At 71.7% G+C, this 23,802-nt stretch carries 19 protein-coding genes and 1 pseudogene; 10 read left to right on the forward strand and 10 right to left on the reverse strand.

Annotated features, from left to right (window positions below; translation table 11 throughout):
- Nucleotides 1–87 precede the first annotated feature (87 nt).
- The 4 genes from OIM89_RS22380 to OIM89_RS22395 form a co-directional block, all read right to left on the reverse strand.
- On the reverse strand, nucleotides 88–771 hold the full coding sequence (locus OIM89_RS22380; RefSeq protein WP_030698407.1) for a response regulator transcription factor: 684 nt from the start codon (nucleotides 769–771) through the stop codon (nucleotides 88–90).
- The gene (locus OIM89_RS22385; protein WP_030698408.1) at nucleotides 768–2,165 is read right to left on the reverse strand and encodes a sensor histidine kinase; all 1,398 of its coding nucleotides are present in this window, start codon (nucleotides 2,163–2,165) and stop codon (nucleotides 768–770) included. Before OIM89_RS22385 ends, OIM89_RS22380 begins: the two co-directional genes overlap by 4 nt.
- Before the next feature lie 205 nt (nucleotides 2,166–2,370).
- Nucleotides 2,371–3,243, reverse strand: a complete 873-nt coding sequence (locus OIM89_RS22390; RefSeq protein ID WP_030698409.1) for a DUF4429 domain-containing protein — start codon at nucleotides 3,241–3,243, stop codon at nucleotides 2,371–2,373.
- Between the two features lie 76 nt (nucleotides 3,244–3,319).
- Nucleotides 3,320–4,558: an alpha/beta hydrolase gene (locus OIM89_RS22395; RefSeq protein ID WP_030698410.1), complete on the reverse strand. Its 1,239-nt coding sequence runs from the start codon at nucleotides 4,556–4,558 to the stop codon at nucleotides 3,320–3,322.
- Between the two features lie 1,035 nt (nucleotides 4,559–5,593).
- On the opposite strand from OIM89_RS22395, the gene OIM89_RS22400 reads away from it, so the two are divergent.
- Nucleotides 5,594–6,025, forward strand: coding sequence for a peptidase inhibitor family I36 protein (locus OIM89_RS22400; protein WP_372587985.1), 432 nt, complete (start codon nucleotides 5,594–5,596; stop codon nucleotides 6,023–6,025).
- A gap of 407 nt (nucleotides 6,026–6,432) precedes the next feature.
- Here OIM89_RS22400 and aceE read toward each other — a convergent pair whose 3' ends face one another.
- The gene (gene aceE / locus OIM89_RS22405) at nucleotides 6,433–9,165 is read right to left on the reverse strand and encodes a pyruvate dehydrogenase (acetyl-transferring), homodimeric type (RefSeq protein WP_226965173.1); all 2,733 of its coding nucleotides are present in this window, start codon (nucleotides 9,163–9,165) and stop codon (nucleotides 6,433–6,435) included.
- Between the two features lie 447 nt (nucleotides 9,166–9,612).
- Between aceE and OIM89_RS22410 the strand changes: the two genes are divergently transcribed.
- The 6 genes from OIM89_RS22410 (at nucleotide 9,613) to OIM89_RS22435 (ending at nucleotide 14,199) form a co-directional block, all read left to right on the forward strand.
- A complete protein-coding gene (locus tag OIM89_RS22410; RefSeq protein WP_010637639.1) occupies nucleotides 9,613–10,050 on the forward strand; it encodes a DUF3052 domain-containing protein in 438 nt (145 codons plus the stop codon).
- Nucleotides 10,051–10,257: 207 nt separating this feature from the next.
- Entirely contained in the window at nucleotides 10,258–10,716 is a 459-nt protein-coding gene (locus OIM89_RS22415; RefSeq protein WP_226965172.1) for a peroxiredoxin, read from the forward strand.
- 149 nt (nucleotides 10,717–10,865) lie between these two features.
- Nucleotides 10,866–11,441, forward strand: a complete 576-nt coding sequence (locus tag OIM89_RS22420; RefSeq protein WP_003947848.1) for a TerD family protein — start codon at nucleotides 10,866–10,868, stop codon at nucleotides 11,439–11,441.
- 104 nt (nucleotides 11,442–11,545) lie between these two features.
- The gene (locus OIM89_RS22425; RefSeq protein ID WP_030698414.1) at nucleotides 11,546–12,121 is read left to right on the forward strand and encodes a TerD family protein; all 576 of its coding nucleotides are present in this window, start codon (nucleotides 11,546–11,548) and stop codon (nucleotides 12,119–12,121) included.
- Between the two features lie 52 nt (nucleotides 12,122–12,173).
- Nucleotides 12,174–13,316, forward strand: a complete 1,143-nt coding sequence (locus OIM89_RS22430; protein WP_030698415.1) for a DUF475 domain-containing protein — start codon at nucleotides 12,174–12,176, stop codon at nucleotides 13,314–13,316.
- Nucleotides 13,317–13,446: 130 nt separating this feature from the next.
- Nucleotides 13,447–14,199, forward strand: a complete 753-nt coding sequence (locus OIM89_RS22435; RefSeq protein ID WP_030698416.1) for a TerD family protein — start codon at nucleotides 13,447–13,449, stop codon at nucleotides 14,197–14,199.
- A gap of 65 nt (nucleotides 14,200–14,264) precedes the next feature.
- Here OIM89_RS22435 and OIM89_RS22440 read toward each other — a convergent pair whose 3' ends face one another.
- Nucleotides 14,265–15,245, reverse strand: a complete 981-nt coding sequence (locus tag OIM89_RS22440) for a TerD family protein (protein WP_047465525.1) — start codon at nucleotides 15,243–15,245, stop codon at nucleotides 14,265–14,267.
- Between the two features lie 185 nt (nucleotides 15,246–15,430).
- On the opposite strand from OIM89_RS22440, the gene OIM89_RS22445 reads away from it, so the two are divergent.
- The 3 genes from OIM89_RS22445 (at nucleotide 15,431) to OIM89_RS22455 (ending at nucleotide 19,976) form a co-directional block, all read left to right on the forward strand.
- Nucleotides 15,431–16,603 (forward strand): HpcH/HpaI aldolase/citrate lyase family protein, encoded by a 1,173-nt coding sequence (locus OIM89_RS22445; protein WP_030698418.1) that lies wholly within the window; start codon nucleotides 15,431–15,433, stop codon nucleotides 16,601–16,603.
- 116 nt (nucleotides 16,604–16,719) lie between these two features.
- Nucleotides 16,720–19,161 carry a phosphoribosyltransferase gene (locus OIM89_RS22450; RefSeq protein ID WP_257380382.1) on the forward strand — a complete coding sequence of 814 codons (2,442 nt, stop codon included), beginning with the start codon at nucleotides 16,720–16,722 and terminating at the stop codon, nucleotides 19,159–19,161.
- The gene (locus tag OIM89_RS22455; protein ID WP_264491578.1) at nucleotides 19,158–19,976 is read left to right on the forward strand and encodes an HAD family hydrolase; all 819 of its coding nucleotides are present in this window, start codon (nucleotides 19,158–19,160) and stop codon (nucleotides 19,974–19,976) included. Before OIM89_RS22450 ends, OIM89_RS22455 begins: the two co-directional genes overlap by 4 nt.
- A 46-nt stretch (nucleotides 19,977–20,022) precedes the next feature.
- On the opposite strand, the pseudogene OIM89_RS30065 reads toward OIM89_RS22455, so the two are convergent.
- From OIM89_RS30065 to OIM89_RS22475, 4 genes and pseudogenes are all read right to left on the reverse strand, one after another.
- Nucleotides 20,023–20,878, reverse strand: a pseudogene (locus OIM89_RS30065) (S41 family peptidase).
- Nucleotides 20,879–21,147: 269 nt separating this feature from the next.
- Nucleotides 21,148–21,774 (reverse strand): DedA family protein, encoded by a 627-nt coding sequence (locus tag OIM89_RS22465; protein ID WP_030698422.1) that lies wholly within the window; start codon nucleotides 21,772–21,774, stop codon nucleotides 21,148–21,150.
- Nucleotides 21,775–21,973: 199 nt separating this feature from the next.
- Nucleotides 21,974–22,204, reverse strand: coding sequence for an FmdB family zinc ribbon protein (locus tag OIM89_RS22470; RefSeq protein WP_030698423.1), 231 nt, complete (start codon nucleotides 22,202–22,204; stop codon nucleotides 21,974–21,976).
- Between the two features lie 73 nt (nucleotides 22,205–22,277).
- Nucleotides 22,278–23,672, reverse strand: a complete 1,395-nt coding sequence (locus OIM89_RS22475; RefSeq protein ID WP_264491580.1) for a hypothetical protein — start codon at nucleotides 23,670–23,672, stop codon at nucleotides 22,278–22,280.
- Between the last annotated feature and the right edge of the window lie 130 nt (nucleotides 23,673–23,802).

A 23,802-nucleotide genomic window follows, 5' to 3' on the forward strand; every position in this document is an offset into this window, starting at 1 on the left:
GGGTGAGGCGAAGGAGCGGGGGACAACGGAAGAACCGCCCGGCGCGGAGGCTGCCGGACGGTCGGGTGTGAGGGGGCGAGCGAGAGGTCAGCGCACGCTGTCACCGGGCTTGACCAGCCCGGATTCGTAGGCGGCGATGACCGCTTGGGCGCGGTCGCGGATACCGAGCTTGGCGAGGATGCGGCTGATGTGCGTCTTCACCGTCTGCTCGGCGAGGACGAGTTGCTCGGCGATCTCCAGATTGGAGAGCCCGCGGGCCACCAGCTCCAGTACCTCGGTCTCACGCGGCGTGAGGCCGTTCAACTGCAGACGGGGGTCGCGACGGGGGCGTGGCCGCCGCCTGACGATGTCTTCGATGAAGCGGCGGGTCACGGCGGGGTCGAGCAGCGCGTTCCCGCCGTGGATGACGCGGACCGCCGAGACCAGGCTGGCCGGCGGCGAGTCCTTCAGCAGGAAGCCGGAGGCCCCGGCGTGCAGCGCCTCGTACACGTAGTCGTCCACGTCGAAGGTGGTCAGCATGATGACCTTCGGACGGTGGGCCGTCCCCGGCTCCGGGCTCAGCAACTCCCGGGTCGCCGTCAGGCCGTCCATCTCCGGCATCCGCACATCCATCAGGACGATGTCGGGGTGGGTCTTGCGGCTCACCTCGATACCGGTCCGCCCGTCCGCGGCCTCGCCGACGACGTCGATGTCCGACTGGGCGGACAGCAGGGCGGCGAAACCGGCCCGCACCATGCCCTGGTCGTCGACGATGATCACACGGATGCTCATGCGGGGTCAGGTTCCTTTTCACGACGGGGGAGCCGGGCGGCGACACGGAAGCCTCCGCCGGGCAAGGGGCCGGTGTCGAGGGTCCCACCGACGAGCCGGACCCGCTCCCGCATTCCGACAAGACCATGGCCCGTCCCCGTGGCCTCCAGCGGAACTCGGCGTGCGCGACCGGGCCCGTTGACGATGACCACCGTGACGGAGTCGCTCTCCACGGAGACGGAGATCGTCGTCCGCGCTTCCGGCGCATGCCGCACGACATTGGCCAGGGCCTCCTGGACGATGCGGTAGAGCGACAGGTCGAGCGAGGCGGGCAGGTCGGCCAGCATCGCCGCGATCTCCACCTCGGTCCGCGACATGGTCACCGGTACTCCCGCCCGGACGGTGGCGGCCACCAGTTGGCTCAGCTGCCGAAGACCTGGCTGGGGTGTCCGTTCCCCCTCGGCGTCCTCGCTGCGCAGTACGGAGAGGATGCGGCGCATCTCCGTCAGTGACTCGCGGGCGCTTTCCGCGATGGAGCTGAACTCTCGTGCCGCCTCCTCGTCGAGATGCGGTATGCGGTAGCGCGCCGAGTCCGCCTGCACCGTGATGAGCGACATGTGGTGGGCCACCACGTCGTGCAGTTCCCGTGCGATGCGGTTGCGTTCCTCCAGGAGTGTCCTCTGGGACCGCTCCGCCTCGCTGATGGTCTCCTGCTCGACGAGTTTGCGCTGCGCGTCACCCCTCTCCCGCAGCGTCGCCGAGAGCAGCAGGAGGGCTCCGGACAGGGTGAAGATGAGCAGCTGGGTGCCGTCGCTGTGCTCCTGGGAGAGCAGTTCGAAGAACAGGCCCGCGCACCCGGTGGCCAGCCAGACGGCGAGCAGGGTCCGCCTGCCCGCGCGCAGACCCAGGCAGATCATGAGTAGTTGGTAGCCGACGATGTTCATCGGTGTCCACGGCCAGGACCTTCCGTCGAGGCCAGGGGTCCCCAGCATGGCGACGGCCGCGACGACGTCGGCGGTGAAGATCACCCACCACGCCTGGACGGGGCGCGACACGGCCAGGAGGAGCGGTGCGGTCTGCGCGGTGGCGAAGGCGCCGGCCAGGGCCCCGTTCATTCCGTAGTCCTGGACCAGGACCGTCGTCGTGACCGGCAGCAGAGCCGCCACCGCCGCGAAGGCCAGTCCGTGCGGAAGGCGGCGCACCCAGGCGTTCCGTGCGCCCGAGAGCAGCGGCCGGGTCGAGTCCGCCGGAGTGCCCAGCGCCAGCCCCAGGGAGCGCAGTTCCTCCCGGGAGGAGCGCACGGCCGGGGCGGCGGCCGTGCGTCGGCCCCACTCCCGTACACGGCCGAGCGCCTCGCGAAGTGAGCGGGGCGAGGGGGAGTCGTCTTCGTGGTCACGCGGCGGTTCGGTCTTCATGACTCGCACAGCCTAGGCAGCTCGGCCCTGGACCGCGTCATACTACGGAGCTGCATCGAGGGTCATACCCGGGTATGCAGACACGTGTCCGAAAGAGGGGCATTCTGGGCGACGTGCCAGAGATGATCCTCGGGCCATGTGCCCCTTGTGCACCGTCGCCCCCGGGTGCGTCACGAGGTGGGCGCCGCCCTGGCCCGCTCCCTCCTCACAGTTCGGACAGCAACTGCGTCTTCTTGCTGACGAACTCCTCATCGGTCACCAGGCCGGCCTGGTGCAGATCGCCGAGATGCCGGATGCGCTCGGCGATGTCGGCGGGGTCGCGGCGGAGCGGGATGCGGGCGGCCTCCGCGGGGCGGCTCTCCGGCGTGCGCTCGGCGGCCCGCACGGCGGCCAGAACGGCCGCGGCGAATGGCAGCGACTCGTGAACGGGGCCGTAGCCGGGCCCGAACACCACGCACGTCGGGTCCAGTTCGGAGCGAGCGGCTGGTGCCGCCGACCCGTCCCGCGGCACCAGCCGCAGGCAGCCGTTGAACACTTCCGGCGAGCGCCACTCCACGTCCGCCAGTTCGGTCACCGGAAAGGTCTGGTCGCCCGCCTTCCATTTCTCGGTCGACGCGCCCGTGGGAGACCAGCGGAACGACACCGCTGCCCCGTCGAAGGACGCCTTGCCGTCGTAGGCCTTGAAGTGCAGCGGTGCCTCGGGGGGTGCCACCAGGTCGCGGACGGAGGCCGGGGCAGGGCGGTCCGCGATGAGCTTGTTCAACTCGTCCACCTGCTCGCGGGCCTGCTGCTCCTGGGCCGAGGGCAGCACCAGGCGGTAGGGGTCGCAGCCCTCCTTCAGCTGGCCGGAGGCCGCGTCCATCAGGGGGTCGGCGCCCGCTCGGGCCACCGCGCGCAGCACCACGGTCCCGCGTCTGCCAGGAGTCAGCGAGACCGTGTCCAACGCCTCCAGCGGGACGCGCCGTTCACCGAGCGCCTGAAAGAGCTTCGGTGTCCGGATGCCCCGTTCGAAGCGGATGAGCACGGAGTCGCCATCGAACTCCCAGGCGGCATGAGATCCAGCCAATACGTCACCCATGCGGCTCATCGTATGCGCCACGCTTCTCCTCGTCCCCTTTCCCGGCGGGCCCACCGCCCTGCCGTCTCTACGCGCGTCAGGCGGAGACGACGTCCTCGGCGTCGTGGTAACAGCTGTTGGTGCCGGCCGCGCACCGCAGGGTCTGGTAAGCGCCCACGCCGATCCGGGCGAAGTTGTCGAGGCTCTCCGTCCCCGGCTCGAAGTAGCCCGCGTGCCCCGCGGCCCCGTCGGCGGAGAGCACGCGCGCACCGAACTCGGCCGACACGGGGTCGGTGCCGTGCCCCACTCCGGCGAGTGCGAGGTTGGGGATTTCGCCAATCCAGTCGTCCTGGTCGCGCATCGCCCAGATCCGGGCCTCCGTGCCCAGCTGGGCGGCGTTGGCGGCCCGCATCCCGGGGCTTCCGGCGACCGCGATGTCCGTGACCCGGGACGGCAGGTCGCGGGCGGAGACTCCGCAGACCACCGATCCGTAGCTGTGGCAGTACAGAGCGACCGACTTCTTCCCGGGCAGGCTCCGGACCAGGTTGGAGAGCCGCACGGCGCCGTCCTCCGCCCGCTTGGCGGTGACGGCGTCCACACCGATGCCCGCCGGAGAGGTGTAGTCGGCCCAGGCGATCACCGCCACCCGCGGAGCCCCGGACGCGGAGCGCGGCAGGCTGCCCACGCGCTGTGCGCGCTCCGCCTTGTACAGCGACCTGGCCATGCCGGCGGGGGCCGAGAACGCCCCGTAGGTCCGCTCGTACGTCAGCACGTCGGTGTCGACACCCGGCACGACGACGGAGACGCGTGCCGCGCGGTCGAGATTGCCGAAGACCTCGGCGACCCGCCCCCGCCCGGTCGGGTCGAAGGCGAGTACGTGGCGCTTGGGATGCAGCAGGGAGAGGAAGCGGTGTATCCGGCGGTCGGCCTCCTGCCGCCCCTCCGTGGAGAGCCGGTGGTCACGGGTCCGCTCCCGTTCCACGCCGACCGCCTCCTCGAGCGCGATCCGGTTGGCCCGGTAGCGCAGCTTCGGTGGCGCGCCGTTCATGTTCCCCACCGCCAGCGGATACCGCTCGGCCAGGTCGAGCCGTTGAGCACGGCTGAGCGAGGCGAAGAACCCGGCCAGCTCGGCCGAGGGCGCGTCCGCGTCCGGCAGCGGCTTGCCCTGGAAGCGGCCGTCACTCCATGCGTTCAGCGCGCGCTGCAGCGGGTTGGTGTCGCCCCGCTGGTGACGCGCGGCTGTCCAGCCGGAGGTCGCCAGCATGACGAGGACGATCGCCAGGGCGAGCAGTGTGCGCCAGACGTTGAACTGGGGAGATGCGTCGAAGGAAGTCACTGCGGGACACCCTAGGAGACCGTCGGCGCCGCTTCGGGCAGCCGTGGGTCAGATCACTGAACCGGGCGGGCCTTTACGGCAAACCGGGTGCACGTGCTTTCGCCGGTGACGTTCCGTGTACGGACGTGTAGGTCAATCGATCCCGTCAACGGGCCGGATCCGTCCCGACGGGACACGTCGAGCCTCCGACGAACTCCGATGGCCTTGGCCGGCCGGGAGTCCGAGGCCCGCGTCGGCCAGTGCCCCGGGCATGGTTACGTCACTCGTTAGGGGACAGGGTGTGACCGGCGGAGTGGAGCTGAAGAGCCCTTCCGACGGGGTTGCGGTTCCGTCCGTGCGGCGGGTTCTGCCTGTCTGACGTGGGAGAACGCCTCTTGAGCCCGGTGCGCGGCAGAACCGGGCGCTTCCCCGCCCGAGGCGGAACAACCGCTACCGATGCTGGCTGTGCGTGAAGTTCACCTATCAGGCTGGTGACGGCCGCCGGAGCTTCCCTCCGAGGCCCTCGCCGGTCCACAGTTCACTCACCGGCCGCACCACCGGCGCATCCGGGCTCCGGCCCGATCGCCGGCCGGTGCCTCGTCCGCCGCCACGGTGTGGAGCCGGGACCCAGCCACAGACGCGCACGCCGCAACAGCGGCGCATTCGTCATGGACGCCTCCGGCCATGGCGCCGCCCCCACAAGCGGGCAGGCCCTGCCTGTGGGGCTCAGCACTCCGTGGCCATCCACCCTCCGTCCCTGGGCAACGGCGTCCGCACGCGCCGCGACGAGCCCCTGAACAGCACGACTCACCGCAGCGCAATCGCTCAACGACCAGCACCCCTCACACCGAGAAACGGGGAATCACCATGTCGAAGCCGAAGCACTCCAAGCCGATCCCGACCCACCCGGGACACGGAATCCACCGGGACCGCGTGGTGGCCCCCACCGCGCGTCGGCGTCCGCTGCAGCCGCGCGTCGTGCGGCACGCCGCGGCACCCGCCGCCTCCAGTCCCGCGGGCCCGGACAAGGGACGCGCCAAGGGGTTCGTCCGGGGGCTGCTGGCCCACGCGTCGGCCAACCGCCATCTGGCCCCGCTGACGGCCGTCGCCGTCGTCGCGCTCTCCACCGCCCTGGCCCTCGCCCCGAGCTCGGCTGTCCCGGCCGGACCCGCCGAGATCCCCGCCGAGGCGGCCGGGCAGGGCGGTCTCGCCTCCTGCGGCGCCGGACAGCTCTGTCTCTGGCAGAAGGCGGATTTCGCGGGGAAGCGCCACGTGTTCGAACTCTCCGGCACCGAGATCGAGAGCTGCGTCGCCCTTCCCTCCGGTGCGGTGGCCCACGCACTCGCCAACCGCCTGGGACGGCCTGTCACCACCTATCAGTCGGCCGAGTGCGCCGAGACGGGCGAGTTCGACACCCATCCGGGCAGCGGGACCTGGCAGCCGTCCTCCCCCTACGGTGTGCGCGCGTTCAAGATCTGGGAGAACTGACCGTGCGGCGCCGCCTCCCGCGACCTCCGCGTCCCACGTCCCGTTCCGCCCCGGCACGCACGGTCGCACGCGGTACGGCGGGGTCCGGGCCGGCCGCGCCTCACCGGGCACGGCGACGCCCGGCTGGGCGGGCCGGAAGCGGGCCGCCGGGGAACCGCGGACGCGGCGCCGCCCGGGGCGTCCCGCACCGACGATGCGCCCGTGAGAGTTTGTGCCGTACGACCCCGGCCCGCCGGGAAGGCCCGGATCACACGGGAGCCCGAGGGGTCGCGTACCGCACGACCGCAGCGGTGCGCGGGTGGCTGGGGCGCCTGACGGCCAAGGCGGTCCGCCTGTTCCGGTTGTGCCGGAGGGCGGCGGAGACCTTCACTCCACCGCCCTCCGGGCCGCACCGCGAGGTGCGCGGGTCAGGCGTCGCCGCCCGCCGCTCCCGGGTCCGCGGCTGCCACATCGAGCAGCTGGTACCGGTCCATCGCCTGCTTGGGCGCGGCACGGTCGACCTTGCCCTCACGGGCCAGCTCGGTCAGCACGGCCAGCACGATCGACTGCGCGTCGATGTGGAAGAACCGCCGGGCCGCGCCCCGGGTGTCGGCGAAGCCGAACCCGTCGGCGCCGAGCGACTGGTAAGTCCCGGGCACCCAGCGGGAGATCTGGTCAGGGACCGCGCGCATCCAGTCGGAGACCGCCACGAAGGGGCCCTCCGAACCGGACAGCTTCTGCGTCACGTACGGGACGCGCTGCTCCTCGTCCGGGTGGAGCAGGTTGTACCGCTCCACGTCGATCGCCTCGCGGCGCAGCTCGTTCCAGGAGGTCGCCGACCACACGTCGGCCCGTACGCCCCATTCCTCCGCCAGAATCCGCTGGGCCTCCAGGGCCCACGGCACGGCCACGCCCGAGGCGAGGATCTGTGCCGGGACCTCGCCGGAGTCGCCGGCCCGCAGCCGGTGCACGCCCTTGAGGATGCCCTCGACGTCGACGTCCTCCGGCTCCGCGGGGTGCTGGATCGGCTCGTTGTAGACGGTGAGGTAGAAGAAGACGTCCTCACTGTCGGGCCCGTACATCCGCCGCAGGCCGTCCTGGACGATGTGCGCGATCTCGTAGCCGAACGCCGGGTCGTAGGCGACGACCGCCGGGTTGGTGGAGGCGAGCAGCTGGGAGTGGCCGTCGGCGTGCTGGAGCCCCTCGCCGGTGAGGGTGGTCCGGCCCGCCGTGGCGCCGAGCACGAATCCGCGGGCCAGCTGGTCCGCCATCTGCCAGAACTGGTCGCCGGTGCGCTGGAACCCGAACATCGAGTAGAAGACGTAGACGGGGATCAGCGGTTCGCCGTGGGTGGCGTAGGCGGAGCCGGCCGCGATCAGCGAGGCGGTGCAGCCGGCCTCGGAGATCCCGTCGTGCAGCATCTGCCCGGTCGGCGACTCCTTGTAGGCCAGGAGCAGTTCGCGGTCGACCGACTCGTACTGCTGCCCCAGCGGGTTGTAGATCTTGGCGCTCGGGAAGAACGAGTCCATTCCGAAGGTCCGGTACTCGTCGGGGGCGATCAGCACGAACCGCTTGCCGATCTCCTTGTCCCGCATGAGGTCCTTGAGGAGGCGGACGAAAGCCATCGTCGTGGCGATGGCCTGCTGGCCCGACCCCTTCTTCACGCTCGCGTAGGTCTTGTCGGCCGGCTGCGGAAGCGGCTTGGCCCGCACCACCCGGGTCGGTACGTACCCGCCGAGCGCGCTCCGGCGGTCGTGCATGTACTGGATCTCCTCCGACGCGGGGCCGGGGTGGAAGTACGGCGGCAGGCCGTCCTCCAGCTCCTTGTCGGGGATCGGCAGGTGGAGCCGGTCGCGGAAGCCCTTGAGGTCGGCGACGGTGAGCTTCTTCATCTGGTGGGTGGCGTTGCGACCCTCGAAGTTGGGCCCGAGGGTCCATCCCTTGACGGTCTGCGCCAGGATCACCGTCGGCTGGCCCTTGTGGGCCTTGGCCGCGGCGAACGCCGCATAGATCTTCCGGTGGTCGTGGCCGCCGCGACCCAGGTGCAGGATCTGGTCGTCGGTCATGTTCTCGACCATGCTGCGCAGCCGCTGGTCGCTGCCGAAGAAGTGCTCGCGGATGTAGGAGCCCGTCTCGGTGGCGTAGGTCTGGAACTGTCCGTCCGGCGTGGTGTTCAACTTGTTGACCAGCAGGCCGTCCCGGTCCTGGGCGAGCAGTGGGTCCCAGGAGCGGTCCCAGACGAGCTTGATCACGTTCCAGCCCGCGCCGCGGAACTGCGACTCGAGCTCCTGGATGATCTTGCCGTTGCCGCGCACCGGGCCGTCGAGGCGCTGGAGGTTGCAGTTGACGACGAAGGTGAGGTTGTCGAGTCCCTCGCGGGCCGCGATCGAGAGCTGGCCGAGCGACTCCGGCTCGTCCATCTCGCCGTCGCCGAGGAACGCCCACACGTGCGAGGCGGAGGTGTCGGCGATGCCCCGGGCCTCCATGTAGCGGTTCATCCGCGCCTGGAAGATCGCGCCCAGCGGGCCGAGGCCCATGGAGACGGTGGGGAACTCCCAGAAGTCCGGCATGGACCGGGGGTGCGGATAGCTGGAGAGGCCGTTCGGAGCCTTCGACTTCTCCTGGCGGAAGCCGTCGAGCTGCTCCTCGGTGAAGCGGTCCAGGAGGAACGCGCGGGCGTAGATGCCGGGGGAGGCATGGCCCTGGAAGAAGATCTGGTCGCCGCCGTCACCCCCGTCCTTGCCGCGGAAGAAGTGGTTGAAGCCGACGTCGTACAGCGAGGCCGAGGAGGCGAAGGTCGCGATGTGCCCGCCGACGCCGATCCCGGGGCGCTGCGCGCGGGAGACCATCGCCGCGGCGTTCCACCGGGTCGCGTTGAGGATCTTCCGCTCGACCTCCTCGTTGCCGGGGAAGAAGGGCTCGTCCTTGGTCGCGATCGTGTTGACGTAGTCCGTGCTGCGCATCTCCGGGACGGCGACCCGCTTCTCGCGGGCTCGCTCGATCAGGCGGAGCATGAGATAGCGCGCCCGCTGCCGGCCGCGCTCGTCGACGGCGGCGTCGAGGGAGTCCAGCCATTCCTGGGTCTCTTCGGGATCGAAGTCCGGGACCTGGCTGGGCAGGCCGCCAATGATGATCGGGTTGCGATCGGGTCCGGAAGCCACGCTGTTCCTTCGCTGTTCGGTCGTGCACGTCAGGGAGGTCGGGCCGCTCCCCATGGTCCATCGGTGGGGCGGTTCCGTCATCTCTACCCGGTGGTAACCACCAACCGGGGGCGCCCGGCCGACGGCGCCCCGAGAGCGGGTCGGTGTGAGCCGACCCGAATCGCAACGATACGCCCGGGGCCTCGGCGGATATCGCATGACCGTTCGGGCCGGGGGCCCCGCTGGGACCGCCGGGGAGGCCGATCCGCGCGCTCGACCGTGACCGGCGGCGCGGACCTGCGTAAACTCGTGGTGTCGGATGCGTCGGGACGGGATGGAACGTCACCGTTTCGGCGGTCTCGACGGCCGGGTACTTGCGCGATCCGTCGCGCCCGTGTGGACTACGGCCAATGCTTCGCGCCCGCGCGTGGCAGCAGCATTTCCCGAAACATGATCAGGAGGCACACCGTGAGCGCGACCGCGGACCACGCGGAGGAGCGGACCAACCCTGCCGCAAGGCTGGGTTTCCAGCCCGAGCAGGTGGTCCAGGAGATCGGCTACGACGACGATGTCGATCAGGAGCTCCGTGAGGCCATCGAAGCCCTCATCGGCGGCGAACTCGCCGACGAGGAGTACGACGATGTGGCCGACTCCGTCATGCTCTGGTTCCGCGAGGACGACGGCGATCTGACCGACGCACTGGTCGACGCCTCGCAGCTCGTCGAGGACGGCCAGCCCGTGTGGCTGCTGACCCCGAAGACGGGCAGGGACGGCTACATCGAGCCGAGCGAGATCAACGAGGCCGCCCAGACGGCGGGCCTCGCCCAGACCAAGAGCATCAACGCCGGCAAGGACTGGACCGGCAGCCGCCTGGTCACGCCCAAGGGCGCCAAGTCCAAGCGCTGAACCGCGTCCGTCGCGACGTGGGTGGCGGACCACCCCCCACCGGCGTCCCGGCGCGGCTGTGCCGTCCGCCAGGCCCCCTCGGCCGTGACCGAGGGGGCCTGGCGCGTTCCGGGTGAAGGGGGCCTGCGTAGGGTGGGCTCACCTTCCTCCGGCCGTGTCCGGCCTGGAGGGAGACCGCTCACCGGCCCAGTGAAGGGATGCGTACCCATGGCGATCGAGGTTGGCACCAAGGCCCCGGACTTCGAGCTGAAGGACCAGCACGGCCAGACCGTGCGGCTCTCGGACTTCCGCGGCGAGAAGAACGTGGTGCTCCTCTTCTACCCGTTCGCCTTCACCGGCGTGTGCACGGGTGAGCTCTGCGCGCTGCGCGAGGAGCTGCCGAAGTTCGTCAACGACGACACCCGGCTGCTCGCCGTCTCCAACGACTCGCCGTTCGCGCTGCGGGTCTTCGCGGAGCAGGAGGGGCTCGAGTACCCCCTTCTGTCGGACTTCTGGCCGCACGGCGAGGCCTCGCGCGCCTACGAGGTCTTCGACGAGGCGAAGGGCTGCGCCGTCCGCGGCACCTTCATCATCGACAAGGAGGGCGTCGTGCGCTGGACCGTCGTCAACGGTCTCCCCGACGCCCGCGACCTGAACGAGTACGTGAAGGCGCTGGACACGCTCTGACCGATCAGGGGTAACGGCCGGTGCGGGCGGGAACCCGTCACTAGTATCCAGACGTTCATCCGACAGCACTGAACGACGACAGGGGCGAGGGCGCCCGCGGCACCACCGCACCGTGCCACCACCCCCTCGACACGCGAATGGGAGGACTCGTGGGAGTCAGCCTCAGCAAGGGCGGCAATGTCTCGCTGACCAAGGAGGCGCCTGGCCTGACCGCGGTCACCATCGGTCTGGGGTGGGACGTCCGTACCACCACGGGTACCGACTTCGACCTCGACGCCAGCGCCATCCTGACGAACGCCGACGGCAAGGTCACCAGCGACCAGGGCTTCGTGTTCTTCAACAACCTCAAGAGCCCCGACGGCTCGGTCGAGCACACCGGCGACAACATCACCGGTGAGGGCGAGGGCGACGACGAGCAGATCAAGGTGAACCTGGCCGGTGTCCCGGCCGAGGTCACCAAGATCGTGTTCCCGGTCTCCATCTACGACGCGGAGAACCGCCAGCAGTCCTTCGGCCAGGTGCGCAACGCGTTCATCCGCGTGGTCAACCAGGCCAACGACCAGGAGATCGCCCGCTACGACCTCTCCGAGGACGCCTCCACGGAGACCGCCATGGTCTTCGGCGAGCTCTACCGCAACGGCGCCGAGTGGAAGTTCCGCGCCATCGGCCAGGGGTACGCCTCGGGCCTGCGCGGCATCGCGCAGGACTTCGGCGTCAACGTCTGATCCGAGCAGTCTCCGAGGCTGTTCCCGTCCGGCGCCGCACGTTTCGTGCGGCGCCGGATCTCGTCAAGAATGCGCACGCTGTCACATCGGGGAGGAAAGCGATCATGGGTGTCACGCTCGCCAAAGGGGGAAATGTCTCCCTCTCCAAGGCCGCGCCGAACCTCACACAGGTCCTTGTCGGCCTCGGCTGGGATGCCCGCTCCACCACCGGCGCCCCGTTCGACCTCGACGCGAGCGCGCTGCTCTGCACCTCGGGCCGGGTGATGGGCGACGAGTGGTTCGTCTTCTACAACAACCTCAAGAGCCCGGACGGCTCGGTCGAGCACACCGGCGACAACCTCACGGGCGAGGGTGACGGCGACGACGAGTCCCTGCTGGTCGACCTCTCCCAGGTGCCCGCCCACTGCGAGAAGATCGTCTTCCCCGTCTCGATCCACGAGGCCGACGTCAGGGGCCAGACGTTCGGGCAGGTGAGCAACGCGTTCATCCGCGTGGTCAACCAGGCCGACGGACAGGAGCTCGCCCGCTACGACCTCAGCGAGGACGCTTCCACGGAGACGGCGATGATCTTCGGCGAGCTGTACCGGTACGGCGGCGAGTGGAAGTTCCGGGCGGTGGGACAGGGGTACGCGTCCGGCCTGAGGGGCATCGCTCTAGACTTCGGGGTCAGCGTCTCCTAAAGCCGGGTACGGACGGGGGAGCCTCGTAGTACATACAGGGATTGGGTGTCCAGTGGTTCTGAAAACCTTCGGCTGGTCCTTCGCGGTCACCGCGCTCGGACTCGTCGCAGCCGTGCTCTACGGGGGGTGGGCGGGCTTCGGGGTCGTGGCGATCCTGTCCATCCTCGAGATCTCGCTGTCGTTCGACAACGCGGTGGTCAACGCCGGAATCCTGAAGAAGATGAATGCCTTCTGGCAGAAGATCTTCCTCACCATCGGCATCCTGATCGCCGTCTTCGGTATGCGGCTGGTCTTCCCGGTCGTGATCGTCGCCATCAGTGCCAAGATCGGCCCGATCGAGGCCGTCGACCTGGCGATGACCGACAAGGACCGCTACCAGGAGCTCGTCACCGACGCGCATCCGTCGATCGCCGCCTTCGGTGGCATGTTCCTGTTGATGATCTTCCTCAACTTCCTCTTCGAGGACCGGGAGATCAAGTGGCTCGCCTGGATCGAGCGTCCGCTGGCCAAGCTCGGCCGCGTCGACATGCTCTCGGTCTGCATCGCGCTGATCGTCCTGCTCTTCTCGGCGATGACCTTCGCGAGCCAGGCGCACCAGCACGGCGGGACCTATGCCAACAAGGCGGAGACCGTCTTGCTGGCAGGCATCGCCGGTCTCATCACGTATCTGATCGTCGGCGGTCTCTCCAGCTTCTTCGAGGACAAACTCGAAGAGGGCGAGGAACGCGAGCACGAGGCCGAGGAAGAGGCCAAGCGGCAGGGGAAGCCCGTCTCGGCGGTGAAGCTGGCCGGCAAGGCGGCCTTCTTCATGTTCCTCTACCTGGAAGTGCTCGACGCCTCCTTCTCGTTCGACGGCGTGATCGGTGCCTTCGCGATCACCAACGACATCGTGCTGATGGCGCTCGGCCTCGGTATCGGTGCCATGTACGTGCGTTCGCTCACGGTGTACCTGGTCCGCCAAGGCACCCTCGACGACTACGTGTACCTGGAGCACGGAGCCCACTACGCGATCGGTGCCCTCGCGGTGATCCTGCTCGTCACCATCCGCTTCCAGATCAGCGAGATGATCACGGGCCTCATCGGCGTGGTGCTGATCGGCCTCTCGTTCTGGTCGTCGGTGCGGCGTAACAAGCGGCTGGCCGCCGAGGGCGGCGAGGATTCCAAGGACAAGGCCGGAATTCCCTCCGGAGTCTGACTCCGGGCCGGGCCGCGGGTGTGACCGGGCCCGAACTGAGGAACGCTCCCAGCGGGGCGGTTGTCGAGACGACCTCGGCGCCGCCCCGCTGGCATGGGCGGGACGAGAAAACCGAAGGTCTGGGGGTGGCATGTCCTTCTGGGACGGTCTGCTGGGTGGTCGTAACGCGGCGGCGCAGTTCGACTCGGGAAGCGTCGGCAGCAACTCGATACGCCTGACCAAGCGCCAGCCGCAGGTCTCCCTGGTCAAGCAGGGGGCCGCCACCGGCAACCTCCGCGTCAACCTCTCCTGGCAGATGCGGCCGGCCGACTTCGGCAAGCGGTCCACCACGTCCTCGCGGGCCCTGCTGCGCCACCCCCTCAAGGCGTTTCAGCCGGAGGTCGTGCAGGCCCACACCCAGGGCGTGGTCAACGTCGACCTCGACATGGGCTGCCTCTACGAGATGGCCGACGGCAACAAGGGCGTCGTCCAGCCGCTCGGCGAGCTCTTCGGTGACCTCAACACCGCGCCCTTCGTGAAGCTCAGCGGGGACGACCGGTTCGGCTCGGGCTCGGGCGAGACGCTCTACGTCAATCTCGACCAGCGCGAGGAGATCAAGCGGCTCCTCGTCTTCGTCTACATCTACGACAAGACCCCGGCCTTCGACCGCACCCAGGCCGTCGTCACCCTCTACCCGGCCACCGGCCCGCGCATCGAGATCGAGCTGGAGGAGCGGGCCCCGCAGGCCAGGTCGTGCGCGGTCTTCTCGCTCGACAACCACAAGGGCGAACTGATGGTGCGCCGCGAGGTCAAGTACGTCTACGGGTTCCAGTCCGAGATCGACCGGCTGTACGGCTGGGGGCTCCAGTGGGGCCGCGGATACAAGAGCACCGGCACCCGCTGACGGGTCTGCGGAGCCCCACTGCCCCGGGCCGCCCGTGACCGGTGATCACGGACCTGGCCCGGGCGTCAGCCGCTGATGAACTGCGGTCCCTGCGGAGGCAGCCGGAACGACCCGGCGGGGCCGCCGACCGCCTGCGGGTAGCCGTAGGCGGGCTGGTGCGGCGGCGGGGTCTGCGAAGGGTGCGCGGGCGGCGGTCCGGGGTGCGGGTAGCCGTACCCGGCGGCCGCGGGCTGCGGGTAGCCGTAGGCGGGCTGCGCGGCAGGCGCCTGCGGGGGCAGCGGTGCCCGGGTCGCGTCCGGGTCCGGAGCCGGGGGCGGGAAGTTCGGCGGCGGGGGCATGTCCGGCTGCGCCGGGGGCTGCGGCCCGGCCGTGGTGGGCGGCAGCGGCTGCGAGGCGGGAGGGGCGGAGGCCTCGGGGGCGGCCGGGAACTCCGGGGCGTCCGGAAGCTCGGCGGGCTCCGCCGGGTCGGCGGCCCCGGGCTCTTCCGAGTCGTCGACGGAGATGCCGAAGTCGGTGGCGAGTCCGACGAGCCCGTTGGAGTACCCCTCGCCGAGTGCCCGGAACTTCCAGCCCTCGCCCCGGCGGTACAGCTCGCCGCAGATCAGCGCGGTCTCGGCGCCCGTCTCGGGCTGCACCTCGAAGGTGGCGACGGGAGCGCTCTCGGTGGCGCCGGTCGCGTCGGCGCCGGAGGTGTCGTAGAGGTCGATGCGCAGGGAGGGGACGCGCTCGAAGGGCAGCTCGTCGGTGGAGGCGACCAGGAGTATGCGCCGGACCTGCGGTTCCAGGCCCGCGAGGTCGGCCTGGATGGTGTCGGTCAGCCCCTCGGGCAGGCGTCGCTTGCCCAGTCGCCACACCGCGCCGGAAGGGTGCCGGGGCTGGTTGTAGAAGACGAAGTCCTCGTCGGAGCGCACCCGGTCGTCGTCGGCGAGCAGCAGGGCCGACGCGTCCACGTCCGGCACGTCCGGGGCGGCCGTCCAGCACAGAACGGCGCGGACGGCTGTCGCGTCGAGCGGGACGTTGGACCCCTTCAGCATGGCGTGCGTCATGCGGTCATCCTGCCTGTTGCGAGGTACGGCGGACAATGCGGGGGCCGGTCGGGCTTGGCGGGAGCACTGCGGCGACGCGCCCGGGTTACCAGAAATTCATGGCGGACGGGAACCCTGGATATGCGCTCCTACGTACTATTACCGGCCACATATTCGCGGCCACCCAGGCACTACGGGGGATTTACATGCGTCATTTCGGGCATCTTGCCCCTGAAGCGCGGCGGCGCCTCTTCCACCGGGAGCCCGCCGTCTTCACGGCCGAGTCGCCGGCCCCCATCCTGGCCACCGCCCTGGGGGCGACGCTGTACAGCCCCGCCACGCGCCCCACTCTCGCCGACGACGTCCACAAGCAGGCCGCCCGCGGCGTCGTCTCGATGGTCCTCTGCCTGGAGGACTCGATCGCCGACGCCGACGTCCCCGGCGCCGAGGCCAACCTCGTGGCCCAGTTCGCCGACCTCGCCGCCCGTGCCGAGGCGGGCGAGGCCGAGCCCCCGCTCCTCTTCATCCGGGTCCGTGACCCCGAGCAGATCCCCGACCTGGTGCGCCGCCTCGGCCCCGCCGTCCGCCTGCTCTCCGGCTTCGTCCTCCCGAAGTTCACCGAGGAGCGCGGCGTGCCCTACCTGGAGGCGCTGGCCACCGCCGAGGCCCGCAGCGGCCACCGCCTCTTCGCCATGCCCGTCCTGGAGTCCCCCGAGCTGCTCCACGTCGAGACCCGCACCGCCACGCTCACCGGGATCGCCGGCACCGTCGACAAGTACCGCGACCGGGTCCTGGCCCTGCGGCTGGGCGTCACCGACTTCTGCTCCGCCTACGGACTGCGCCGCCCGCCCGACATGACCGCCTACGACGTCCAGATCGTCGCCTCCGTCATCGCCGACGTGGTCAACGTCCTGGGCAGGGCCGACGGCACCGGCTTCACCGTCACCGGGCCGGTCTGGGAGTACTTCCGCGTCCAGGAGCGCATGTTCAAGCCGCAGCTGCGGCGCAGCCCCTTCCTGGGCCGCGCCGAGGAGCTGCGCGCCTCGCTCATCGAGCACGACATGGACGGCCTGCTCCGTGAGATCGAGCTGGACCGGGCCAACGGCCTGCTCGGCAAGACCTGCATCCATCCGTCCCACGTCCTGCCCGTGCACGCACTCTCCGTGGTCAGCCACGAGGAGTACAGCGACGCCAAGGACATCCTGCGGCCCGAACGGGACGGCGGCGGAGTGATGCGTTCCGCGTACACCAACAAGATGAACGAGGTGAAGCCGCACCGGGCCTGGGCCGAGCGCACCCTGCTGCGCGCCGAGGCCTTCGGGGTCGCGGCGGAGGACGTCGGCTTCGTGGAGCTGCTGGGCGAGGGGCTCGCCGTCTGACCGGCCCCCGCGCTCGGCGGCCGTCACCACCGCGCAAGAGGAACAAGGCGCCCGACAGGCGCACCCTGGAGTACGCGCCCCCGGCGCGCCCTGAGAAGAGAGAAGAGACGAACGACGTGGTGTGGACCGGAACCTGGGTCTCCGACCGGCTCGGCATAGAGCTGGCCGGCGACGACGAGCTGCGCGGCCTGCTGGGCCTTGCGCTGCGCCGCAACCCCAAGCGGGCGCACCTGCTCGTCTCCGGCGTCCTCGGCAAACACGTCCCGCAGCTGCCCTCGGTCGTCCACGGCCACGGCGTCACGCTCGGCCGGCGCGTCCGCGCGCTTCTCGGCCCCGAGGAGGCCGCCCGCGCAGTCGTCCTCGGCTACGCGGAGACGGCGACCGCACTCGGCCACGCCGTCGCCGACGGCCTGGAGTCCGCCCCCTACCTGCACTCGACGCGGCGGCCCGTCGCCTCGGTGCCCAGCGCCGGCGGTTTCGAGGAGTCGCACTCGCACGCCACCTCCCACCTGCTGCTCCCCGAGGACCCCGCCTTCTTCGACCGGGGCGGGGAGGCGGGCCGGGGGCCGCTGGTCCTGGTGGACGACGAGTTCTCCACCGGCAACACCGTCCTCAACACCCTGCGCGACCTGCACGCCCGCCACCCCCGCACCCACTACGTGATCGTCGCCCTGGTCGACATGCGGGCCCCCGGCGACGCCGACCGGCTCGCCGCCTTCGCCGAGGAGACCGGCGCCCGCATCGACGTGGTTGCCCACGCAAGGGGTACGGTCCGCCTTCCGGACGACGTCCTCGCCCGCGGCCTGCGGCTGGTCGAGGAGCAGGACGGCCGCACCGCCGATCCCCTCGTGCCCTGCGCGCCGGCCGTCGCACCCGTCCGCCTGCAACTGGGCTGGCCCGCCGGCCTGCCCGACGGCGGCCGCCACGGCTTCACCCCGGACCACCGGGACCGCCTCCGGCAGGCCCTGCCCGCGATGGCCGCCCGGATCGTCGACGGGCTCGGCGGCCCCGAGCGGGCCGGACGCGTCCTCGTACTCGGCTTCGAAGAGCTGATGTACGCCCCGCTGGTCCTCGCCGGGGCCCTGGAGGAAGCCGGGCTCGACGTGCGGTTCTCCACCACCACCCGCTCACCGGTGCTCGCCGTGGACGACCCCGGCTACGCCATCCGCACCCGCCTCGCCTTCCCCGCCCACGACGACCCGGCCGACGGGCCCGGCGAGCGGTACGCCTACAACGTCGCGGGCGGCGGCTTCGACACCGTCCTCGCCGTCGTCGACAGCGCCGCCGACACCCCGGCCCTGCACGCCCCGGGCGGGCTCCTCGCCCAGCTCGCCACCGCCGCGCCCCGGGTGGCCCTCGCCGTCGTCCCCGCCCACACCCCCGCACCCCGCACCCCCGACCGGCAGGAGCCCCCTGTGCTGCCCGCGCCCCTGCGTGGCCCCGACTTCTCCTCGTACGAGCCCGACGACGTCGGCTGGCTGCTCCAGGACCTCTCCGCCGTGCGGCTGGAGGCTCCCGTGGAGGAGCGTGAGGAGGCCGTCCAGCGTGGCGGGGCCCACTACGCCGAGTCCCTGCCGGTCGAGTACCAGCCGACCGAGGAGTACCAGGAGCTGTACCGGGACGCCCTCGCCGGGTCGGCCGCGCGGATCGCGCGGGCGGTCGGCACCGTGACCGAGCTGGTCCTCGCCGAGCGCTCGCCGCGGCCCGTACTGGTGTCGCTGGCGCGGGCCGGTACCCCGGTGGGTGTCCTCATGCGGCGCTGGGCCCGGCACCGGCACGGCACGGAGCTGCCGCACTACGCGGTCTCCATCGTGCGCGGCCGGGGCATCGACGCCAACGCCCTGCGCTGGCTGGCCGCGCACCACGACCCGGCGGACGTGGTCTTCGTGGACGGCTGGACCGGCAAGGGCGCCATCACCCGCGAACTGGCCGACGCCCTCGCGGAGTTCCCCGGCTTCGACCCGGAGATCGCGGTCCTCGCCGACCCCGGCTCCTGCGTGCGCACCTACGGCACCCGCGAGGACTTCCTGATCCCCTCGGCCTGCCTCAACTCCACCGTCTCGGGACTGATATCCCGCACCGTGCTCCGCGACGACCTGGTCGGCCCGCACGACTACCACGGCGCCAAGTTCTACCGCGAGCTGTCCGGCTCCGACGTCTCGCGGGATTTCGTCGCGGCCGTCGAGGCCCGTTTCGACGAGGTCGCCGACGCCGTGGACCAGCAGGTCAAGGAGGCGGCCTCGGCCGACCGCGCCCCCACCTGGGAAGGCTGGGCGGCGGTCGAGCGGATCAGCGAGGAACAGGGCATCCACGACGTCAACCTGGTCAAGCCCGGTGTCGGCGAGACCACCCGGGTCCTGCTGCGGCGCGTCCCCTGGAAGATCCTGGCCCGCCGGGGCGCCGGCGCCGACCTCGCCCACATACGGCTCCTCGCGGAGCAGCGGGGCGTGCCGGTGGAGGAGCGCGACAACCTCCCGTACACCTGCGTCGGGCTCATCCACCCCCGCTACACCCGGGGCGCGACCGGTGCCGACGGCAAGGCGGTGGGCAGCGCGTGACCACCCTCGTCGCCAGCGACCTCGACCGCACCCTCATCTACTCGGCCGCCGCGCTCGGGCTGACCGTGCCCGACGCCGAGGCGCCCCGCCTGCTCTGCGTCGAGGTCTACGAGAGCCGCCCTCTCTCCTACCTGACGGAGACCGCCGCCGGGCTCCTCGCCGAGCTGGCCCGCGAGACGCTCTTCGTCCCCACCACCACCCGGACCAGGGAGCAGTACCGCCGCATCCGGCTGCCCGTGCCCACTCCCGGCTACGCGATCTGCGCCAACGGCGGGCACCTGCTGGTCGACGGAGTCGCGGACGAGGACTGGAACCGTTCGGTCCGCAGCCGCCTCGACGCCGAGTGCGCACCGCTCGCCGAGGTCAGCGACCATCTGCGGGCGACGGCGGACCCCGCCTGGCTGCTCAAGGAGCGCGTCGCCGAGGACCTCTTCGCCTACCTCGTCGTCGACCGGGCCGAACTCCCCGCGAGCTGGCTGAAGTCCACCGCCGCCTGGGCCGGGGAACGCGGCTGGACCGTCTCCCTCCAGGGACGCAAGGTCTACGCCGTCCCGCGCCCGCTGACCAAGAGCGCGGCCATGCGCGAGGTGGCCCGCCGCGCCGGGGCGGACACCACCCTCGCCGCCGGGGACTCCCTGCTCGACGCCGACCTGCTGCTCGCCGCCGACCGCGCCTGGCGCCCCGGCCACGGGGAACTGGCCGAGGAGGGCTGGACGGCCCCCGGCCTCACGGTGCTGCCCGAGCGGGGCGTCGTGGCGGGCGAGGAGATCCTTCGCCGGTTCCTGGCGGCGGCGAGGGGCGACAGCGGCAGCTGACGGGACCGTAGGCGCGGGACGGGGCAGCCGTACCCGCCGCCGACGGTCAGGAGGTCCGGCAGCGGTCGTGGGCCGCGAGCCAGGCGGCGGCCGCCGTCAGCACCCGGTCGCTGCCCCTGACCCACGCCACCTCCACGTCGGGGCGGAGCGGGCCGTGGTGGACCCGGCCCGTGCGGTCGGCCTCGCGGCCGTGGTCAGGACGACCAGGGCGCCGTCGGGCAGGGGGTAGGGGGCGTTGGCGGTGGGGACGCCGAAGGTCGGTTCCCCGAAGGTCCGGGTGTCGGGGAGTCCCCGGAAGGCGATCGCCACCGCCTCGCCGGCGCTCGCGGTGCGCGGGCCGGTGAGCACCGCCACCGGCGGCATCGGGTGGGCCAGCGGCTCGCCGGGGCCCCACCGGTCCGCGTACCGGCGGGGCGTGCCGTTCTCGGTCGTCCACGGAGTCCGTGTGCCGTCCGCCTCGCCGAAGGCGCCCACCTCGCCGTCGCCGAGAAGGGGGCCGGCGGAGGCGAGCGGCGTCCACATGTCGCCACCGGTGTTGGCCCGCAGGTCCACGACCCAGCCGCAGGCGCCCGCGCGGTCCACCTCGCGGACGGCGGCGCGGGCCGCATGGAGGTAGGGCCTGGCCGCGGTGGCCGAGCGGATCGGGGGCAGCGTGAGGTGGCCGAGGCCCTTGGGGAGCCGTTGGACCTGGGGAGTACATGGTCGTCGGGTGCCTCGTTCTCGGCCCGCGCGGCCTCCTCGGCGGCGAGGAAGGCGCTGTGGCCGTCGCTGAGGTCCCGGAGCGCCCGCTCGATCGCCTCGTGCGTGTCGGCGGGTCCCGAGGCCCCCTCGGCGCGTCCGAGGGCGTCCCGGCGGAGCTTCGGCCAGTCCACCTCGTCCCGGACCAGGGCGTGCCGCTCCATCGTGTCCAGGGCGGAGAGCAGATGGGTACGGGCCGCAGGCGCCGTCGTGGGGCCGGGATCGGCGTCGCGGTCTCCCGCGGTGCAGGCAGCGGTGGCGGTGAGGGCCGCCGCCAAGAGCGGCGAGCCGCCCCGACGCGACCTGCCAGATCCGGCCCCCGAGGTGTGCACCTGACACGCTCCTCTTCTCCGTGGCCCGTGGGCCCAACAGCAGAGAGGGCGCCCGCCCCGGGGGTTCCCGGAGCAGACGCCCGTCAGCCTCGTAGGGAGGATCAGCCGCGCCGCTGGCCCCCGCCCGGACGGAAGATCCGTACGCCGAGGAAGATCAGGACGGCCACGGCCGCCACCGCCAGCACCACCTTCGAGTACACCGAGACGTACTCGGTGACCGACTCCCAGTTGTCACCGAGCAGGTAGCCGGCCATGACGAAGAGGGTGTTCCAGATGGCGCTGCCGAGCGTGGTGAGCCCCAGGAAGATCGGCAGCGGCATCCGTTCGATGCCGGCCGGGACGGAGATGAGGCTGCGGAAGATCGGCAGCATCCGGCCGAAGAACACCGCCTTCGTCCCGTGCTTGTTGAACCATGCCTCGGTCTTCTCGATGTCGGCGACCTTCAGCAGCGGGATCTTGGCGGCGATGGCCACCGTCCGGTCCCGGCCGAGCAGCGCGCCCACCCAGTAGAGCGCCAGCGCACCGACGACCGAACCGACCGTCGTCCAGATCAGCACCGCGACCAGGTTCATCTGGCCGGTGGCCGCCGTGAATCCGGCCAGCGGCAGGATGACCTCGGAGGGGATCGGCGGGAAGAGGTTCTCCAGCGCGATGGCGATGCCCGCTCCCGGCGCGCCGAGGCTCTCCATCAGGCCGGTGATCCACTGAGGTGCGCTGCTGTCGCTCATGGCGGCCACGCTAGAGCGCCGAAGCTGAAGAGTTCCTGAAGCCCGCCGGGCGCCGTCCGATCACTCCGGCATGCCCCGTACGAGGGGTTTTCGCTTCGGGCGCCGGTGTGTCGAGCCGTCGCGCCGCCTGGAAGGGCGCGCCCTCGCGTACGGTGCCCGCCGCCCGGCCGGTGCGGCGGGCGGCGCGGTGTCACGGCGCTCAGCCGCAGCACCCCCCGCCGCAGCAGCCGCCACCGCCGCCCGAGGGAGCCGGGGCGGGGCCCCCTTGGCCGGCGGAGGCCGCCGAACCGCCCACCGCGACGGTCGACAGCAGCTTCACGGTGTCGGGGTGACCCGCCGGGCAGGACGCCGGGTCGGAGGACTCGGCCATCGGCCGGCTGAGCTCGAAGGTGTCACCGCAACTGCGGCAGCGGTATTCGTAACGAGGCATGCACACAGGCTAGCCGCACGGCCGGCGCCGGCGGGGTGCTGATCCCGCCCCGTTCCGGGGAACCCGGCGCAGGTCAGCCCCCGCCGCGTTCCTCGCGTATCCGGGAGACGACCTCGGCCACGGTGGTCCGCACCGCCTCGGTTTCCGTGAGGAAGTGCCAGTAGTCCGGGTGGCGGCCCGCCAGGCCCGCCAGTGCCTGTTCCAGGCGGGCCACGGAGGCGTCGAGCGGGCCTGCGTGGCGCGGGTCCGGGGTGTTGCGGCCGGCCATCGCCAGGCGCTGCGCGTCCCGGATGGCGAACCGGGTCCGGTCCACCTCCTGCTGCGGGTCCTTCGCCACCTCGTTGAGCCGGCGGAGGCGGTCGCCTGCGGCCGAGACGGCCTCGTCGGTGGAGTTCAGCAGCGCGCGCACCGTCGACAGCAGGGAGGTCGCGTCCGGCCAGCGCTGCTCCTCGCGGGCCGTGCGGGCCTCCCGGAGCTTCGCCTCGGCCTGCCGGACGCTCTCCGCCGCCTGCCGGGGGACCGGCTGGAGGTCCTGCCAGCAGGCGGCCGAGAAGCGGCGCCGCAGCTCGCTGAGGACCGGCTCGACCTGGCTCGCCCGGGTGGTCAGCGCTTGTGCCCTGGTCCTGAGGCTCACCAGCCGCCGGTCGATCTCGGCCGCTCGCTCCGGGAGCCGCTCAGCCTCGGCGCGGACGGCCTCCGCCTCCCGCAGCACCTGGTCGGCGCGGTGCAGGGTCTCCTGGACGCCGTGCCGGCCCGCGCCCTGGTTCAGCTTGGTCAGCTCGGGGCCGAGGGCGGCCAGCCGCGCCGCCAGGTCGTCGGCGCGCAGCCCCGCCTCGCGGGTGGCGTCCAGCGCCTGGCTGGCGGCGAGCAGCGCCTGACGGGCCCGCTCGACGGCGGGGGCGAGCCGTGCCAGCTGCGTCTCGGCCTGGTCGAGCAGGGGGGCCAGGCCTCGCTGGAACCGGTCCAGCTCCTGGCGCACCCGGACCAGGTCGTCCTTGGCGCGGGTCAGCTGCGTCCTGGCCTGGGTGGCGACGGACGCCTCCAGGTCGTCGCGGTCCAGGTCGTGGGCGTCGACCGCCTCGATGTAGAAGTGGCTGACCTCGTCGATGCGCTGCCCCAACGCGACGAACTCCTCCTGGGCCCGGCGGGCGGCGGGCGAGGGGTCGACCGCGCCGATGGTCTCTATGGAGATCCGGAGATCGCGCTGGGCCGTGTCCAGCTCGTAGAAGGCGGCGGCCGCCGCGTCCTTGGCCGCCTGGGCGTCGGCCCGCTGGCTCTCGCCGCGCCCGCCGAACCAGCGCCGGGTCCCTCCGCCGGTGAACGCGGCGGGCACCGCCGTCAGCAGCAGGGGAAGGGGGAGCAGTGCCAGGGTGAGGGCGTCCCGCAGCGCGGAGCCCCGGCGGGCCCCGTCCCCCGAAGGGGTCCGGCCGCGTGTCGGTGTGTCCGGCTGCGAAGGTGTCGCCGTCATCCCTCTCCCGTGCTGGTTCCGCCCTGCCCGGCATCATTCTCCCACCGGTTAATGACGAACACAGGGGCCGGAAAGTTCGCGCACGGGGCCGCCGGTTCTCCGCTCCGCGCCCGGGCCTGCGCCCGCGCGC

Source organism: Streptomyces sp. BI87 (assembly GCF_025957665.1).
Taxonomy (GTDB): Bacteria; Actinomycetota; Actinomycetes; order Streptomycetales; family Streptomycetaceae; genus Streptomyces; species Streptomyces albidoflavus.